Here is a 15,854-nt window from a genome sequence, read left to right on the forward strand (position 1 = left end):
CCCCATCGCGTCGACGCCCTCCTCCGCCTTGCAGCTGCACGCACCACACCCCCGCTCACCGGCGTGCCCAGGCACCGCCGCTTTCCTGCGACTTGTTCGGCCGGACAGGTCCTGGCGGCGCCCGCCTGGCCGGAAGTTGACGTATTGACGGGTGTGGCGGACGCCTCCACACTCCTCCCGAAGTCAATCGGTTGCACGACCGAAACTTTCGGAGGCACCCGCCATGAGATCCTCCAGTTCATCGTTCCGTGCACGCATCGCCACCGCCCTGCTCACCGCGATGGCCGGCGTCGGCGCCCTGCTCACCGCCGGCGCCCCCGCCGCGCACGCCGCCGACACCCCGCTGCGCGACCTCGGCGCCGCCAAGGGCAAGGTCATCGGTACGGCCGTCACCGGCTCCAAGCTCACCGGCACCTACGGCGACATCGCGGGGACCCAGTTCGGCTCGCTCACCCCCGGCAACGCCATGAAGTGGGGCTCGGTGGAGCCGACACAGGGCACCTTCAACTGGGCCGAGGCCGACCAGATCGTGGCCTTCGCCGAGGCCCACGGCCAGCAGGTGCGCGGCCACACCCTGGTCTGGCACAGCCAGAACCCGAACTGGCTGACCAACGGCAGCTGGACGCCGGCCCAGCTCGGCACCCTGCTCCAGAACCACATCGACACCGAGGTCGGCCGGTACAAGGGCAGGATCGCGGCCTGGGACGTCGTCAACGAGCCCTTCAACGAGGACGGCACCTACCGCTCCACCCTCTGGTACAACGGCCTCGGCGCCGACTACATCGCGACCGCCCTGACCCGGGCACGGGCCGCCGACCCGGCCGCCAAGCTCTACATCAACGACTACAACGTGGAAGGCGTCAACGCGAAGTCGACGGCCCTCTACAACCTGGTCAGGTCGCTGAAGGAGCGCGGGGTTCCGATCGACGGGGTCGGCCTCCAGGCCCACCTCATCCTCGGCCAGGTGCCGGCCACCTTCCAGCAGAACATCCAGCGCTTCGCCGACCTCGGGGTCGACGTGGCGATCACCGAGCTGGACATCCGGATGACCCTGCCCTCGGACAGCGCCAAGCTCGCCCAGCAGAAGGCCGACTACAAGGCGGTCACCGCCGCCTGCGTGGCGGTCGCGCGTTGTGTGAACTTCACCGTCTGGGGCTTCACCGACTCCGACTCCTGGGTGGAGAGCACCTTCCCGGGACAGGGCGCGGCGACCCCGTACGACGCGAACTACGCGCCGAAACCGGCGTACTACGGCATCTCCGAGGCGCTCGGGGGCACGACCACGCCGCCGCCTACCGGGGCGTGCACGGCGGCGTACAGCGTCGGGAGCCAGTGGAACACCGGGTTCACCGGGAACGTGACGATCTCCTGCTCGGGCGCCTCGCTCTCCTCCTGGCGGGTGAGCTGGACGTACGGGGCGGGGCAGCGGATCACCCAGGCCTGGAACGCGACCTGCACCCAGTCGGGAGCGGCGGTGTCCTGCCAGAACGCCTCGTACAACGGGTCCGTGCCGGACGGGGGTTCGGTGAGCTTCGGGTTCAACGCGAGCTGGAGCGGCAGCAATCCGGTGCCGACGGTGACACTGGGCTGAGAAGGATGAGATTCTCACAAGAAATCCCGCTCGCGTTCCCCGTCCTAACAGTCCGCTAATAATCCGGACCTACGTTCCTGACCGTGACGCGACATGAGGAGCACGGCGAAGACGGCAGAAGAGCGGGCCGGCGGTCGACAGCGCTGAAGGCCGCCGGCCTCACCCTGGCAGCCGCCCTGGTGCTGGGCATCGGGACGGCGGGCTGGGCCTACTGGCACCTCAACGACAACATCCGCAGCGTCGACATCGACAACGCACTCGGCGACAACCGCCCCGCGCGGGCCGTCACCACCCCGACGCCCTCCGGCTCGGCGTCCGCCACCCCGCTGCCCACCGAGGCCGTGAACATCCTGGTGCTCGGCTCCGACTCGCGCAGCGGCGCGGAGAACCAGGAACTCGGCGGCGGCGACAGCGGCGGCGCGCGCTCCGACACGGCGATGGTCGTGCACATCGACGCGGGGCGGACCGGCGCGACCGTGGTCAGCATCCCGCGCGACACCCTCGTCACCCGCCCGTCCTGCCCCCTGTCCTCGGGCGGCTCCACGGCGGTGGCGTACGGCGCGATGTTCAACACCGCGTACGCGGTGGGCGGGCCGGTCTGCGCGGTCAAGACGGTCGAGTCGATCACGGACGTCCGCATGGACCACTACGTCGAGGTCGACTTCTCGGGCTTCGCGAAGCTGGTGAACGCGCTCGGCGGGGTCACCGTCACCACCGACGAGGACATCGACGACGACGACAGCCACCTGCACCTCGCGGCCGGCACCCATCACCTCAACGGCAAGCAGGCCCTCGCCCTGGCCCGCACCCGGCACGGCATAGGCGACGGCAGCGACCTCGGCCGCATCGGCCTCCAGCAGAAACTGGTCAAGGCCCTGCTGGAGCAGATCGCCTCGACGGACCTGCTGACCAGCCCCACCAAGCTCTACGGGGTCGCCGACGCGGTCACCGGCAGCCTCACCACCGACACCGGTCTGGACTCCCTCGGCGAGCTGATGCGACTCGGCGAGAGCCTGAAGGGCCTGAGCGCCGAGAACGTCAGGACCGTCACCCTGCCGGTGGTCACGGCCCCCTCCGACCCCAACCGGGTGGTGGCCGACGAGCCGGAGGCGACCGAGCTGTGGGAGTCGCTGAAGTAGCGCGGAGAATCTTCCCGGAAAAAAATCGGGGGAGTGTGTCGATCCGGTCGTCTCGCGTTCGACGCAGGGGTGAGAGGCCGGGAACGACCCGGCCCCCGGACCCGAGGAGTCACCATGCCCCGCTACCTGTCCCTCGTGACGATCGACGAGGCCTCCGCCCCCGCCGAGGGCCCCAGCGCCGAGCTGATGCAGCGCATGGGCGAGCTGATCGAGGAGGTCACCAAGGCGGGCGTCATGCTCGACACCGCCGGGCTGACGCCGTCCGCGCAGGGCACCCGCGTGCACTGGGAGGGCGGCAGGATCTCCGTGACCGACGGACCCTTCACCGAGTCCAAGGAGGTCGTCGGCGGCTACGCGATCATGCAGTGCAAGGACATGGCCGAGGCCCTGGAGTGGACCAAGCGGTTCCTGAAGGTGCACGAGGAGTTCTGGACCGTGACCTGCGAGGTGCGGGAGATCGCGGAGGGCTGAGCGTTCCGCTTGGCCGGCCGGCGTGCGGGGTGTTCGATGGTGGGTTGTGGAACAGGAGCTGGAACAGCACCCGGGACAGCAGCCCGCCCCGGACCCCCGTAGCGCCATCGAGACCGTCTTCCGTCTGGAGTTCCCCCGGGTCGTCGCCACCGTCACCCGGGTCGTCCGGGACGTCGGCATCGCGGAGGAGCTGGCACAGGACGCGCTGGTCGCCGCGTTGGAGCAGTGGCCGCGCGACGGCGTGCCGGACCACCCGGGCGCCTGGCTCACCACCACCGCCCGGCGCCGCGCCGTCGACCTGGTCCGCCGCCGCGAGAACTACGCCCGCAAGCTCCAGGAGATCGGCCGCGACCTCGCCGACGTGCCGCCGCCGGAGGAACCCGCCGCCCCCGACGACATCGACGACGACCTCCTCCGGCTCGTCTTCACCACCTGCCACCCGGTGCTCTCCGCCGAGGCCCGCACCGCCCTCACCCTGCGCCTCCTCGGCGGCCTGACGACCCCCGAGATCGCCCGCGCGTTCCTGGTCCCCGAGGCCACGGTCGCCCAGCGCATCGTCCGCGCCAAACGCACCCTGGCCAAGCGGAACGTCGCCTTCGAGGTGCCGTACGGCCCCGACCGCGAGGCCCGGCTCGGCTCGGTCCTCGACGTCATCTACCTGATCTTCAACGAGGGGTACGCGGCCACCACCGGCGACGACCTGCTGCGCCCGGCGCTGTGCGAGGACGCGCTGCGGCTGGCCCGGCAGCTCGCGGCGCTGATGCCCAAGGAGCCCGAGGTGCACGGCCTCGTCTCCCTGCTGGAGTTCCAGACCTCCCGGACGGCCGCCCGCACCGCCCCCGACGGCACCCCGGTCCTGCTCAGGGACCAGGACCGCCGCCGCTGGAACCGCATGCTGATCGCCCGCGGCATCACCGCCCTGGACCGCGCCGGCGCCTCCGCCGGCGGCGCCCCGGGCCCGTACGCCCTCCAGGCCGCCATCGCCGCCTGCCACGCGCACGCGTACACCTACGAGGAGACCGACTGGGCGAGCATCGCCACCCTGTACGGCCTGCTCGCCGCCCGCGCCCCGTCGCCGGTCGTCGAACTCAACCGCGCCGTGGCCGTCTCGATGGCCGAGGGTCCCGCGGCGGCCCTGGAGATCGTCGACACCCTGACCGCCGAACCGGCGCTGCGCGACTACCACCTCCTGCCCAGCGTCCGCGGTGACCTGCTGGCGCGGCTCGGCCGTACGGCGCAGGCGCGGGCGGAGTTCGAACGGGCGGCGGCGCTGACGGGGAACACGCGGGAGCGGGAGCTGCTGCTGGCGCGGGCGCGGGAGTGCGGGCCCTGAGACGCCCTCAAGTCTCTTGAGTCACACGCCTGTTCGCTCGTAACTCTGTTCCCCTCTCCCTGTGTCGGCACTACAGTGATCGAGCCGCTGTGGAACGGCTGTGCGGTCGACGGGGGGTGACCCGGTGGGGGAACACGTCGACCCGGCCCGTCCGCGGCACCACTGACGTCATGTGATCCCCGGGGGTCGACAACTTGAGAATGTTCACGCGCCGCCGTGCCGCGGCGCTCGCCACCGTCGCCGCGTTCGCCGCGGTGGGGCCGCTGGCCACCGCACCCGGCGCCGCCGCCGACGACGCCGGGCCCTGGCCCGGCACCGAGGGCCGGATCCTCACCGACGGCGGTGCGCTGACCGACCCGGCCACCGGCGCGTACACCCAGGTGCCCAACGTGGCCTACCACGCCGCCTGGGCGCCGGACGGCAGCCGTCTGATCAGCGTCGAGAGCCAGATCTCCAGCGTCCGCCCCAACGGCACCGGGAAGATCACCCTGCCGTGGGCCCAGGGCGTGCGCTCCAGCGCCCCGTACGAGGACCTGACGTTCTGGTGGGGCGGCCGCTTCGTCGTCTTCTCCACCGGCGGTCAGATCGTCTACGGCCCCTCCGACGGCGCCTGGGCGCCCGTGCCGCTGATGCCGGCGAGCCTGGAACCGGCGTCCGTCTGCGACAGCGAGCCCACGGTCAACCCCAAGGGCCTGCTGGCGTTCGAGCGCCGCACCGGCGACTGCACGGCCACCGCCGCCGTCCACGTGTACGACTCCGTCGCGAAGACGGTCAAGCGGGTCCTGACCGACGCCGAGCAGCCCGCCTACTCCCCGGACGGCACCAAGCTGGCGTTCGTCCGCAAGGACGCCGACGGCAAGCCCCAGATCTTCACGGCGAACGCCGACGGCACCGCCGTCAAGCAGCTCACCACCGGCCCCCGGTGGTACGCCAACCCCTCCTGGTCACCCACCGGCACGCGGATCGTCTTCGACGCCCACACCTCGCCGTACAGCGACGACGTGCACACCGTCGAGTACATCGACACGGTCACCGGCGCGCTGACCCCGGTGACGGACGCGTCGCGGAGCAACTACGTCAACAACCCCAGCTGGCAGCCGCTGCGCAAGAACGGCACCGGCCGGGTCTGGGGCGCCGACACCTACGCCACCAACATCGCCTCCTCCCGCTGGACCTGGAACACCGTCGGCAAGAGCGAGCCGGGCCTGATGAACGCCAAGGCAGCGGTGCTGGTCAACCGGGACGACCCGGCGTACTCCGTCACCGCGCCCGCCCTGGCCGGCAAGAAGCAGGGGCCGGTGCTGATGACCCCGAAGTCCGGGCTGTCGGCGGCGGTGAAGAAGGAGCTGAAGCGGGCGGTGAAGCCGGGGGCGAGCGTCTACCTCGTCGGCGGCACGTCCATCCTCAGCGGGACGGTCGCCACCCAGCTGAAGTCGCTCGGCTACGTCCCCAAGCGGCTGTCCGGCGCCGACCGCTACGCGACCTCGGTCGCCGTGGCCAAGTCCGTGAGCGGCAGCCCGAAGTACGTGTTCCTGGCCGGCGGCACCGAGTACCGGGCGGCCCTCTCGGCCGCTGCCGCGGCCGGCTCCGACGGCAGCGGCAGCGCGGGCAGCGTCGTCCTCACCAAGGGCAGGACGCTGACCTCGTCGGTGAAGGCGTACCTCAACAGCCTGAACCCGGACAAGACCATGGTCATCACGGTCGGGTCGGCGGCGAAGTACGCGCTGACCCACACGAGTTACTCCCGGTGGCCGTCGACGTACTCCTACTACCCGATCTCGGGCAGCACGGACGCGGCGATCTCGGTGGCCATCGCCCGGTTCTGGTGGACCGCTCCGAGCCAGACCGCCCTGGCCTTCACCGGCTCCTGGCGGGACGGGGTGTCCGCGGCCGCCGCGATGAACGTCTTCGGCCCGGTCCTGTGGACCACCCGCTCCGCCCTGTCGAGCGAGGTCAAGAGCTACCTGCTGCGCGAGTCCGCGAGCACCAACTTCACGGCGGCCTTCGGCAGCACCGGCTCGGTCACGACCGAGGCGCTGAACACGGTGGGCGCCTCGATCAGCGCGGGCAGCAGCCACTTCACGTACCGCCCGTACTACAACGGCGTCATCCCCGCGACCACCGCGCAGAGCACCTTCGCCCTGCGCACCAACGACGGCGAGAGCGCCACGGTGCGACGCTCCACCCCGGTCGCGGCCGAGCCGAACCTGGCGCCGCTGAGGACGCTCCACCGGCAGTGACGGCAGCCGATCGGGCGGCCGGCCCGTCCCGCGTCATGCGGTGGCGGGTCGGCCGATCAGCATGGTCGGGGCGCCGGCCACCCGGGTCAGGAACACGGTGGCCGCGTTGGGCCCCTGTGGCTTGACCTTCTTGCGCAGTTCCTCCGGTTCCACCGCCGAGCCCCGCTTCTTCACGGTCAGGATCCCGACCTCCCGTTCCCTCAACAGGGCCTTCAACCTCTTCACGCTGAAGTGGAGTTGGTCGCTGATCTCGTAGGCGGACGCGTACGGGGTCGGGCGCAGCTCGTCCGCGGTGATGTAGGCGATGGTCTCGTCGATCAGCCCGCCGTCGAGCTCCCGGGCCACCTCGGCGACCAGATGGGCCCGGATGACGGCGCCGTCGGGCTCGTAGAGGTAGCGGCCGAGGGGCCGGACGTCCGGGTTCGGCAGCCCGGCGCCGAGCAGCGTGCGCGGCCCCGGCAGCAGGGTCGCGCGCACGGCCCCCGGCGCGGTGCCGAACCACAGCACGGCCTCCTTCACATCCCCGCCGTCCGAGATCCACTCGGCTTCGGCCTCGGCGGGGATCGCCTCGTGCGGCACACCGGGCGCGATCTTCAGGGCGGCGCGGGGAGCCGCGAGGGCGGCCCCGATCGCCCAGGAGAGGGGCGGGGAGTACGCCTCGGGATCGAAGATCCGGCCGCGGCCGCCGCGCCGGGCGGGGTCCACGAACACGGCGTCGTAGCCGGCCGTGTCGACCTCGGTGACGTCCGCCTCCCGTACGTCGATGAGACCGGCGAGCCCGAGTGCGTCGGCGTTCGCCCGTGCCGCCGCCGCGGTCAGCGGGTCGCGGTCGACGGCGAGCACCCGGATCCCGGCGCGGGCGAGCGCGATCGCGTCACCGCCGATCCCGCAGCACAGGTCGGCGACGGAGGTGATGCCCAGCGCCCTCATCCGCTCCGCCCGGTAGGCCGCGACGCTCGCGCGGGTCGACTGCTCGACCCCGTTGGGCGTGAAGAACATCCGCCGCGCGTCCTCGGCCCCGAACTTGGCCTCGGCCCGCTGCCGCAGTCGGGCCTGCCCGAGGGCGGCGGACACCAGGTCGGCGGGGTGGTCGCGGCGGAGCCGGGTGGCGACGGCGAGTTCGTCGGCGGGCGCGGTGCCGTGCACAGCGTCGAGGAGGGCGCGGCCCTCGGGGGTGAGGAGCGGGGCGAGGTCGTTCACCGGGTCATTGTGGGCCAGTCGGTGGATGGTGTGCCTGCGGTGGCGGTGTCGGGCCGGGATTCCCGGGGCGCGGCTGCGAAGATCCGGCGCCATGGGATCTATCGTACAAAATGATAAAAATAGTGGTTCTGGGGCGGAGGGCGGTACCTCCGGGGTGGTGGACGGTGCCGTTGGGGCGGGGCGTGCTGGTCGGACATCCGCAACGGTGCCCCGGGAGGCCCGCGCCGCGCGCCGGCGTGCCGGGATCCGTGGCGGCATCGCGATGCTGGCCCTGACCGCGATCGGGTCGGGCTGCGCCCAGGGCGGCGCGGACGGCGGCACCGATCCGGCCCCCGGCCGGCGGTCCGGCGCCGCGGCACCCCCCGCCGACGCCCTCCACCGGTACGCCTCCCGGCTCCACGCCGAACGCGCGGCCCGGGTCGCCGCCGCCAGAAGCTGGGGCCTGAAGAAGGTCCCGCTCACCCCGCCGGTGCCGCCCGCCAAGAAGCCGCTGATCACCACCCGCGAGGGCTTCGAGGTCGACGGCCATGAGGAACTCGGCCTGCCGCCGGTCTTCACCACGGTCCCGACCCGGCAGAGGGTCGTCTTCCTCACCATCGACGACGGCGCCGAGAAGGACCCGGCGTTCCTGCGGATGATGAGTGAACTGAAGGTCCCGTACACGGCCTTCCTCAGCGACTACGTCATCAACGACGACTACGCCTACTTCCAGAAGATGCAGGACCGGGGCGTGGTCCTGAACAACCACACGCTCCACCACCCCTATCTGCCCGGCCTGTCCTACCGGCAGCAGAAGCACGAGATCTGCGGCATGCAGCAGGTGCTCCGCGAGAAGTACGGCAAGCGGCCCACCCTCTTCCGGCCGCCGTTCGGCAACTACAACCGCGACACGCTGATCGCCGCGAAGTCCTGCGGGGTGAAGTACGCGCCACTCTGGGCGGAGGAGGTCTTCGTCGACCACTGGGAGTACCGCGAATGGGACCGGGACCTCCACCCCGGCGACATCGTCCTGAGCCACTTCCGGGGCAAGGGCGACTGGAAGGGCACCATGCCCGACATGGTCCGCCGGTTCCTGAACAAGGTCACGGAGAAGGGATACGCGGTGGCACGCCTGGAGGACTACCTGTGAGGACGCGGGGGCTGGTGGCCGCACTGCTGGCGCTGACGGTGACGGCGCTGAGCGGCTGCGCCCAGTCGGTCGACCCGATCGAACGGCTGGGCAAGAAGGCGGCGGAGCGGGTCCGTCCGGAGGACCCCGACGCCCGGCAGCCCCACCGCCGCTGGGGCCTGAGGGCCCCCCTGGCCCCCGCCCCCGCCCGGTCCGCCGGCCCTCTGTCCGGCAGTCCCGGCCAGGCGGCCCTTCCGCCGGTCGTGGACCACGTCCCCACCCGCGACCCGGTCGTCTTCCTCACCTACGACGACGGCGCCGAGCGCGACCCCCGCTTCGTCGACATGGTCCGCGAACTGCGCCTCCCGGTCAGCATGTTCCTCACGGACAGCGTGGTCGGCCCCGGCTACGGGCACTTCGCCCGCCTGCGGTCCGTCGGCGCGAGCCTGCAGAACCACACCCTCGACCACGCCGCCCCGCGTGGCCTGCCGTACGCCGGACAGCGCGCCGAGATCTGCGGCCAGCAGGAGAAGCTGCACGCCCGCTTCGGCCTGCGCCCCCGCTTCTTCCGCCCGCCCTACGGCACGTACGACACCACCACCCTGCGCGCCGCCGCCGACTGCGGCATCACGGCGCTCGTCCTCTGGCGCGCCTCGATGGGCCCCGCCGACCTCACGTACACCCACGGCACCCGCCGTCTGCGCCCCGGCGACATCATCGCCGTGGACCCGGACGAGCTCGGCCCGACCCTGCGGGAGCGCACGACGCGACTGCTGCGCACAGTGCAGGAACAGGGGCTGACGGTGGGGCGGCTGGAGGACTACCTGTAGGCCTCCGTCATCCCGGGCGCCGGGCAACCGAGGACACTCACGCGACCGAAATCAGCGCCGCGCCTCGCGGGGATTGGCACTCCGCTTGACCGAGTGCTAATCGCGGTCATAGTCTCGCTTCTGGCACTCCCCCCTGGAGAGTGCCAATAGCGACGGGCAGGTCCGGCACCCGCGACGACGGATCCACCTGGTCGCCACCTCAGACAGTTAGCCCCGTGAGATCTCCGAAGGGGGAGGTCGGATCGTGACGACCACCAGCTCCAAGGTTGCCATCAAGCCGCTCGAGGACCGCATTGTGGTCCAGCCGCTCGACGCCGAGCAGACCACCGCCTCTGGCCTGGTCATCCCGGACACCGCGAAGGAGAAGCCCCAGGAGGGCGCCGTCCTCGCCGTGGGCCCGGGTCGCTTCGAGAACGGCGAGCGCCTGCCGCTCGACGTCAAGGTCGGCGACGTCGTCCTGTACAGCAAGTACGGCGGCACCGAGGTGAAGTACAACGGCGAGGAGTACCTCGTCCTCTCGGCTCGCGACGTGCTCGCGATCATCGAGAAGTAATTCACCCAGTTCTGCAGTGAACTGCGCCCCTGGCCCCCGCTACTTTGTGAAGCCGGGTGCTGGGGGCGCGGTTCGTTTCACCCACGTTTTCCGAGAGGGCTGAACCGCTCCCATGGCGAAGATCCTGAAGTTCGACGAGGACGCCCGTCGCGCCCTCGAGCGCGGCGTCAACAAGCTTGCCGACACGGTCAAGGTGACGATCGGCCCCAAGGGCCGCAACGTCGTCATCGACAAGAAGTTCGGTGCCCCCACCATCACCAACGACGGTGTCACGATCGCCCGTGAGGTCGAGATCGAGGACCCGTACGAGAACCTCGGCGCGCAGCTGGTGAAGGAGGTGGCGACCAAGACCAACGACATCGCGGGTGACGGTACGACCACCGCCACCGTGCTCGCCCAGGCGCTGGTCCGCGAGGGCCTGAAGAACGTCGCCGCCGGTGCCTCTCCGGCCGCCCTGAAGAAGGGCATCGACGCCGCCGTCAAGGCCGTCTCGGAGGAGCTGCTCGCCTCGGCCCGCCCGATCGAGGAGAAGTCCGACATCGCCGCCGTGGCCGCGCTGTCCGCCCAGGACCAGCAGGTCGGCGAGCTGATCGCCGAGGCCATGGACAAGGTCGGCAAGGACGGTGTCATCACCGTCGAGGAGTCCAACACCTTCGGTCTGGAGCTGGACTTCACCGAGGGCATGGCCTTCGACAAGGGCTACCTGTCGCCGTACTTCGTGACGGACCAGGAGCGCATGGAGGCTGTCCTGGAGGACCCCTACATCCTCATCAACCAGGGCAAGATCTCCTCCATCGCCGACCTGCTGCCGCTGCTCGAGAAGGTCATCCAGACCAACTCCTCCAAGCCGCTGCTGATCATCGCCGAGGACCTCGAGGGCGAGGCGCTCTCCACCCTCGTCGTCAACAAGATCCGCGGCACCTTCAACGCGGTCGCCGTCAAGGCCCCGGGCTTCGGTGACCGTCGCAAGGCGATGCTCCAGGACATGGCCGTCCTCACCGGCGCCACCGTCATCTCCGAGGAGGTCGGCCTCAAGCTCGACCAGGTCGGCGTCGACGTGCTGGGCTCCGCCCGCCGTGTCACCGTCACCAAGGACGACACCACGATCGTCGACGGTGCCGGTGAGACCGCCGACGTGCACGGTCGCGTCGCGCAGATCAAGGCCGAGATCGACAACACGGACTCCGACTGGGACCGCGAGAAGCTCCAGGAGCGCCTTGCGAAGCTGGCCGGCGGCGTGTGCGTGATCAAGGTCGGCGCCGCCACCGAGGTGGAGCTGAAGGAGAAGAAGCACCGTCTGGAGGACGCCATCTCCGCGACCCGCGCCGCGGTCGAGGAGGGCATCGTCTCCGGTGGTGGCTCCGCTCTGGTCCACGCCGTCAAGGTCCTCGAGGGCAACCTCGGCAAGACCGGCGACGAGGCCACCGGTGTCGCGGTCGTCCGCAAGGCCGCCGTCGAGCCGCTGCGCTGGATCGCCGAGAACGCCGGCCTGGAGGGCTACGTCATCACCTCCAAGGTCGCCGAGCTGGAGAAGGGCCAGGGCTTCAACGCCGCCACCGGCGAGTACGGCGACCTGGTCAAGTCCGGCGTCATCGACCCGGTCAAGGTCACCCGCTCCGCCCTGGAGAACGCCGCCTCCATCGCCTCCCTCCTCCTCACGACCGAGACCCTGGTCGTCGAGAAGAAGGAAGAGGAGGAGCCGGCCGCGGGCCACGGCCACGGCCACTCGCACTGACACACGGCATCACCGAGGCCCGGCCCCCACAGGGGTGCCGGGCCTCGGCGCGTCCTGTGCTCCTTGCGCCCCGTCCGAGACGAGTTCAGCTCTGTCCAGTTCACTCTGCCCGAGGCGAGTTCAGCTCTCCCCGTCGCTTTCGCGGACGGCGCGCCGGAACTCCTCGTCCAGGACCTGATGGAAGCGGACCGAGCGCTTTCCCTGAGCCGTCGCCAGACGGCGGTCGCGAGCGCCTTCCCAGAAGCGGCGGCCGGGCGTGCCGCGGAACATGTCCGCGCACACATTGCGCAGGTGCGCCTCGCTGAGCGATCCCGTCTCGAACATGGACTCCCAATGCGAGACGATCATGTTGGTGAAGACGGTCTGCCGCAGCTGCCGCAGGTCCCGGCCCGGTCGGAAGGGCCCCCAGCACTCCATGAAGTCGGGGTCGGCCATGGACATCTTCATCAGCTCGTTGTGCAGCGACCGCAGTCCCTGCTCGCGGTTCGCCTTCGCCTCGCGGCTCTGCACGACGAGGGACGCCGCGATCCCGCCGAGCGCGAGCACGGCGAGGACGGCGGAGATCGCGCCGTAGGTCTGCCCGACCGTGCTCAGCGAGTCCCAGTCCACGTCGTCATTGTCGGCGAGGAGGATCAGGGAGAACGGGGACAGTATGACCAGGGTGAGCACCGCGAGGACCGCGAGCGTGAGGGACAGCGTGTTGACGTGCCGCCGGACGAGGTCGGCGGGACGTGCGGGCCGGGCCGGACCCGGACCCGTCACCGGGCTCTCCCGCTGTGCACGTGCGGAGGGGGCAGCGGGGCGATCTCGCGTGCGAAGAAGTCCGGCAGGTCCTCGCCCATCCGGAAGAGCGAGTCGATCGCGGGCACCACGTCGCCGACGGTCCGGGTGTCGCTGAAGTGACGGCAGCCGTCGCCCACCCCGTCCTCGGTGTACATCACCTCGTAGAGGCAGGCGTCGCCGAGGACGACCAGTTCCGGGAGCGGCCCGTCCTGCTCCCAGTGCCGTACCGCGTCCGTCCCCACGACCCGGATCGCCTCGCCCGCCTGGGCCGCGACACGCAGGGCGTGCAGTTCCCACTGGAGGTACGCGGTCACGGGCAGTTCGACCACCCGCACCCGCCGGTGGACCAGTCCCCGGCGGCTCAGCGCGGCGTAATGATCCTCCAGAGCCGGCCGGTTCGCCTCGAGCAGGCCGAGGGCCGTCTCCCAGTCGCCACGGCGAAACGCCTCCCAGCTCTCCGTCCCCGGTTCCTGGAACTCCTGCCTCCGCTCCAGCTTGTCGAAGCGGTTGATGTCCTCGCGGAAAGTCCGCCAGAAATGATCGAGGTATTCCCGGCGGGTGAGTCGTTGTGCGGGCGCGGTACGCAGATTGCGGAATACGTCATTCATGGGGAATGTCCGCCCGTGCTGCCAGCAGAGTCCTGCGGGGAATGACCACGAGCCTTTCGTCCGGGCTGATCGCCACGCCCTCCGGGAGCCGCTGACCGTAGGCGTCGGTCAGGTCGCGGCCGATCACGGCGATGTCCCCGTTGCCCAGCTCCCAGATGTCCGGGCATTCCGGACTCGCCGACGTCACACCCAGTTCCTGCGGCGAGAGTCCCAGGCGGCGCTTGAATCCGGTCGTCGGGTCGGCTTCCCATGGACGGGCCATGCGGGCTCCCTCGGAGAAGGGGTAGGGCTGTGAAAATAGCAGTCCTTATATGGTTCCAGTACTCTCCGAATTCGCCAATTCCGCCGGCACTCTCGACCGACCCCTCGCTTGGCGTACGGATTTTGCGGATTGCGTCTTATGGGGCCACGGGGGCGCTGCGCACGGAATCGCGGAATCACGGTGCGTCCACTGCCGGGGTCGCTGTCCTTCACCGGACGAGACGCTAGAGGCTCTCTCGGCGTGTCGACTTGCGGATCCGGCATCGGGTCACACCATCAGTGGAACTGCTCACGATCCGCTGGCCGTCCAGGCACCCGATATGGCACGACGGACCTGCGACGGCGCAACGGCCCGCGTCCGGGATCACCACGCAGGACACCGACCGTTGGAGATGGTCAGCGGGCGACGTCCCATGGCCCGTGTCGTCCGCGAAGCCGCTGTTCATCGTGAACTGCACCTTGTTCACCTTCGAGTCGACCGGCACCTCGAACGTCACGAAGCCCAGGCCGGTGTCGCCGGGGGCGAGCGCGATGCTTCCGGGGAAGCCCGGGCCGGCCGCGGTGTCCTCGTAGCTCGAGTCGAACTGCTGCCCCTGCGGGTCCACCAGCCGCGCCCCGTTTCCGGGGGAGTCCGAGTAGACGTCTGTGCCGGTGTTCCTCAACCGGAACTGAACGGCCACGAAGCGCTTTCCGGGATCCGGGGACGAGAACTCGTCCGCGGCATGGGCGGGGTCCACGACCTTCACGACGGTGACGGCGATCGACTTGCCGTCCTCCAGACCCCGGATGCCGAGAGCGTCCCCGACGGCCGCGGTGCCCTGGGACGGCACTGTCGCCGATGCCGCCGGGGAGGACGGGGCTCGTGCGGCGGAGGTACCGGATTCGGCGGAGCTGCTCTCGGGAGAGGTGGTGACCGTCTTCTCGGTGGAGCAGCTGACGGCTGTCACGGTCAGCCCGGCGAGAAGTAAGAGGGAAAGGCGGCGTATCGGTCCTCCTCGGGAGGCTGCGGACCGGTGGGGCTGACTCCATGATCTGCCCACCGGCCGAGCCCCGCACGTCGAGTGCCACGCAGCCGGGACCCGGCCAGGAAGCGGCAGCCGTACGTCTGGTGGCGGGCCGTTATGAAGGTCCGTACCGGGGGCTGCGCGAAGAAGCCCCCGTCCCGGTGCGGAACGGGGGCTTCTCCCTTCGCGGGCGGTGAGTGGATCGAGGGGCTCAGGCCTCCAGCGCGTCCAGCGCCCCCAGCTGCGCCATCAGTCCGAGCCGGTCGTACTGCCACCAGCCCTCGGCGATCTTGCCGTCCTCGTTGAACCGGAAAACGGTCGTCCCCGTCATGGCGACCTTCCGTCCGGTGGCCGCGATGCCCATGAAGTCGCCGCTGTGCGTGGCGTTGCAGGTCCAGCGGGTGCAGACGCGGTCGTCCTCGGAGAGCTGGTCCTCGATGGTGAACGTCATCTCGAAGCCGCCGCGCCACATCTCGACCTCGCGCCGCATCGCGTCCATGCCGATCGCGTCCTGCTCCCTGGACGGATCGTGGTCGTGGTAGCTCTCGGCGAACAGGTCGTCGAGCGGTGGCAGCTCGCCCCGGGTGGCCACTGTCTCGTAGAACCGCCGCGCGGTCGCCGCGTACAGCTTCTCGTCCCGTACGACGTCGAGATCCGTGAACGTCGGCATCTCGTCGCACAGCGCCACCAGCTCCCGGAAGACCTTGTCGGTCTCCGGCAGGTTCGAGTTCCGCATCGCTTCCTCGTACGAGGGGAACTCCACGATCTCGATGAAGTGCGACGAGTCCGAGCGGTCCTTTCCGACCACCGCGTGCGTCGCCGTCCGCTTCCCCTTGGTCTGCTCGACCCATGTGTCCATCAGCCGGTCCATCTCGTCGAACCGACTGGTCCTGCAATCGATGAGCTGTACGAACGTCATGACGCCGCCTCCGGTCCCCCTGGGTCCGGTGTTCTGACACGCCCATCTTCCCACCGGAGCGCCGACGTCACCCATCAGC

Annotated in this window: 15 protein-coding genes; 9 read left to right on the forward strand and 6 right to left on the reverse strand. The window is 70.5% G+C overall.

The genetic code is table 11. The annotated features are described in order from the left end of the window. Positions 1-280: 280 nt before the first annotated feature. The 5 genes from ACZ6D7_RS42965 (at position 281) to ACZ6D7_RS42985 (ending at position 6,774) form a co-directional block, all read left to right on the forward strand. The gene (locus tag ACZ6D7_RS42965) at positions 281-1,591 is read left to right on the forward strand and encodes a glycoside hydrolase family 10 protein (protein WP_469503317.1); all 1,311 of its coding nucleotides are present in this window, start codon (positions 281-283) and stop codon (positions 1,589-1,591) included. Between the two features lie 83 nt (positions 1,592-1,674). After that, positions 1,675-2,730: an LCP family protein gene (locus tag ACZ6D7_RS42970; protein ID WP_469503238.1), complete on the forward strand. Its 1,056-nt coding sequence runs from the start codon at positions 1,675-1,677 to the stop codon at positions 2,728-2,730. A 114-nt stretch (positions 2,731-2,844) separates the two neighbouring features. Beyond that, complete coding sequence (locus tag ACZ6D7_RS42975) at positions 2,845-3,201, forward strand: YciI family protein (protein ID WP_469503241.1); 357 nt, start codon at positions 2,845-2,847, stop codon at positions 3,199-3,201. A 46-nt stretch (positions 3,202-3,247) separates the two neighbouring features. Then, positions 3,248-4,534 carry an RNA polymerase sigma factor gene (locus tag ACZ6D7_RS42980; RefSeq protein ID WP_469503243.1) on the forward strand — a complete coding sequence of 429 codons (1,287 nt, stop codon included), beginning with the start codon at positions 3,248-3,250 and terminating at the stop codon, positions 4,532-4,534. 200 nt (positions 4,535-4,734) lie between these two features. After that, positions 4,735-6,774, forward strand: coding sequence for a cell wall-binding repeat-containing protein (locus ACZ6D7_RS42985; protein WP_469503245.1), 2,040 nt, complete (start codon positions 4,735-4,737; stop codon positions 6,772-6,774). 33 nt (positions 6,775-6,807) lie between these two features. On the opposite strand, the gene ACZ6D7_RS42990 is transcribed toward ACZ6D7_RS42985, so the two are convergent. After that, complete coding sequence (locus ACZ6D7_RS42990) at positions 6,808-7,974, reverse strand: class I SAM-dependent methyltransferase (protein WP_469503247.1); 1,167 nt, start codon at positions 7,972-7,974, stop codon at positions 6,808-6,810. A 262-nt stretch (positions 7,975-8,236) separates the two neighbouring features. Here ACZ6D7_RS42990 and ACZ6D7_RS42995 point away from each other — a divergent pair, with 262 nt between their 5' ends. The 4 genes from ACZ6D7_RS42995 (at position 8,237) to groL (ending at position 12,200) form a co-directional block, all read left to right on the forward strand. Then, positions 8,237-9,103, forward strand: a complete 867-nt coding sequence (locus tag ACZ6D7_RS42995; protein WP_469503320.1) for a polysaccharide deacetylase family protein — start codon at positions 8,237-8,239, stop codon at positions 9,101-9,103. Continuing rightward, on the forward strand, positions 9,100-9,912 hold the full coding sequence (locus ACZ6D7_RS43000; RefSeq protein ID WP_469503250.1) for a polysaccharide deacetylase family protein: 813 nt from the start codon (positions 9,100-9,102) through the stop codon (positions 9,910-9,912). The genes ACZ6D7_RS42995 and ACZ6D7_RS43000 overlap by 4 nt, the downstream gene beginning before the upstream one ends. 244 nt (positions 9,913-10,156) lie before the next feature. Further along, complete coding sequence (gene groES, locus ACZ6D7_RS43005; protein ID WP_020132158.1) at positions 10,157-10,465, forward strand: co-chaperone GroES; 309 nt, start codon at positions 10,157-10,159, stop codon at positions 10,463-10,465. A gap of 112 nt (positions 10,466-10,577) precedes the next feature. Beyond that, positions 10,578-12,200, forward strand: coding sequence for a chaperonin GroEL (groL, locus tag ACZ6D7_RS43010; RefSeq protein ID WP_469503252.1), 1,623 nt, complete (start codon positions 10,578-10,580; stop codon positions 12,198-12,200). Between the two features lie 120 nt (positions 12,201-12,320). On the opposite strand, the gene ACZ6D7_RS43015 is transcribed toward groL, so the two are convergent. From ACZ6D7_RS43015 to ACZ6D7_RS43035, 5 genes are all read right to left on the reverse strand, one after another. Further along, entirely contained in the window at positions 12,321-12,962 is a 642-nt protein-coding gene (locus tag ACZ6D7_RS43015) for a DUF6082 family protein (protein WP_469503254.1), read from the reverse strand. Further along, positions 12,959-13,591: a DUF6879 family protein gene (locus tag ACZ6D7_RS43020; protein ID WP_469503256.1), complete on the reverse strand. Its 633-nt coding sequence runs from the start codon at positions 13,589-13,591 to the stop codon at positions 12,959-12,961. Before ACZ6D7_RS43020 ends, ACZ6D7_RS43015 begins: the two co-directional genes overlap by 4 nt. Then, complete coding sequence (locus tag ACZ6D7_RS43025) at positions 13,584-13,853, reverse strand: hypothetical protein (protein ID WP_469503259.1); 270 nt, start codon at positions 13,851-13,853, stop codon at positions 13,584-13,586. The genes ACZ6D7_RS43020 and ACZ6D7_RS43025 overlap by 8 nt, the downstream gene beginning before the upstream one ends. Before the next feature lie 223 nt (positions 13,854-14,076). After that, positions 14,077-14,799: a DUF4352 domain-containing protein gene (locus ACZ6D7_RS43030; RefSeq protein ID WP_469503262.1), complete on the reverse strand. Its 723-nt coding sequence runs from the start codon at positions 14,797-14,799 to the stop codon at positions 14,077-14,079. Between the two features lie 268 nt (positions 14,800-15,067). Next, positions 15,068-15,775: an ester cyclase gene (locus ACZ6D7_RS43035; RefSeq protein ID WP_469503264.1), complete on the reverse strand. Its 708-nt coding sequence runs from the start codon at positions 15,773-15,775 to the stop codon at positions 15,068-15,070. Positions 15,776-15,854: the final 79 nt, after the last annotated feature.

Source organism: Streptomyces sp. NPDC041784, from assembly GCF_055591025.1.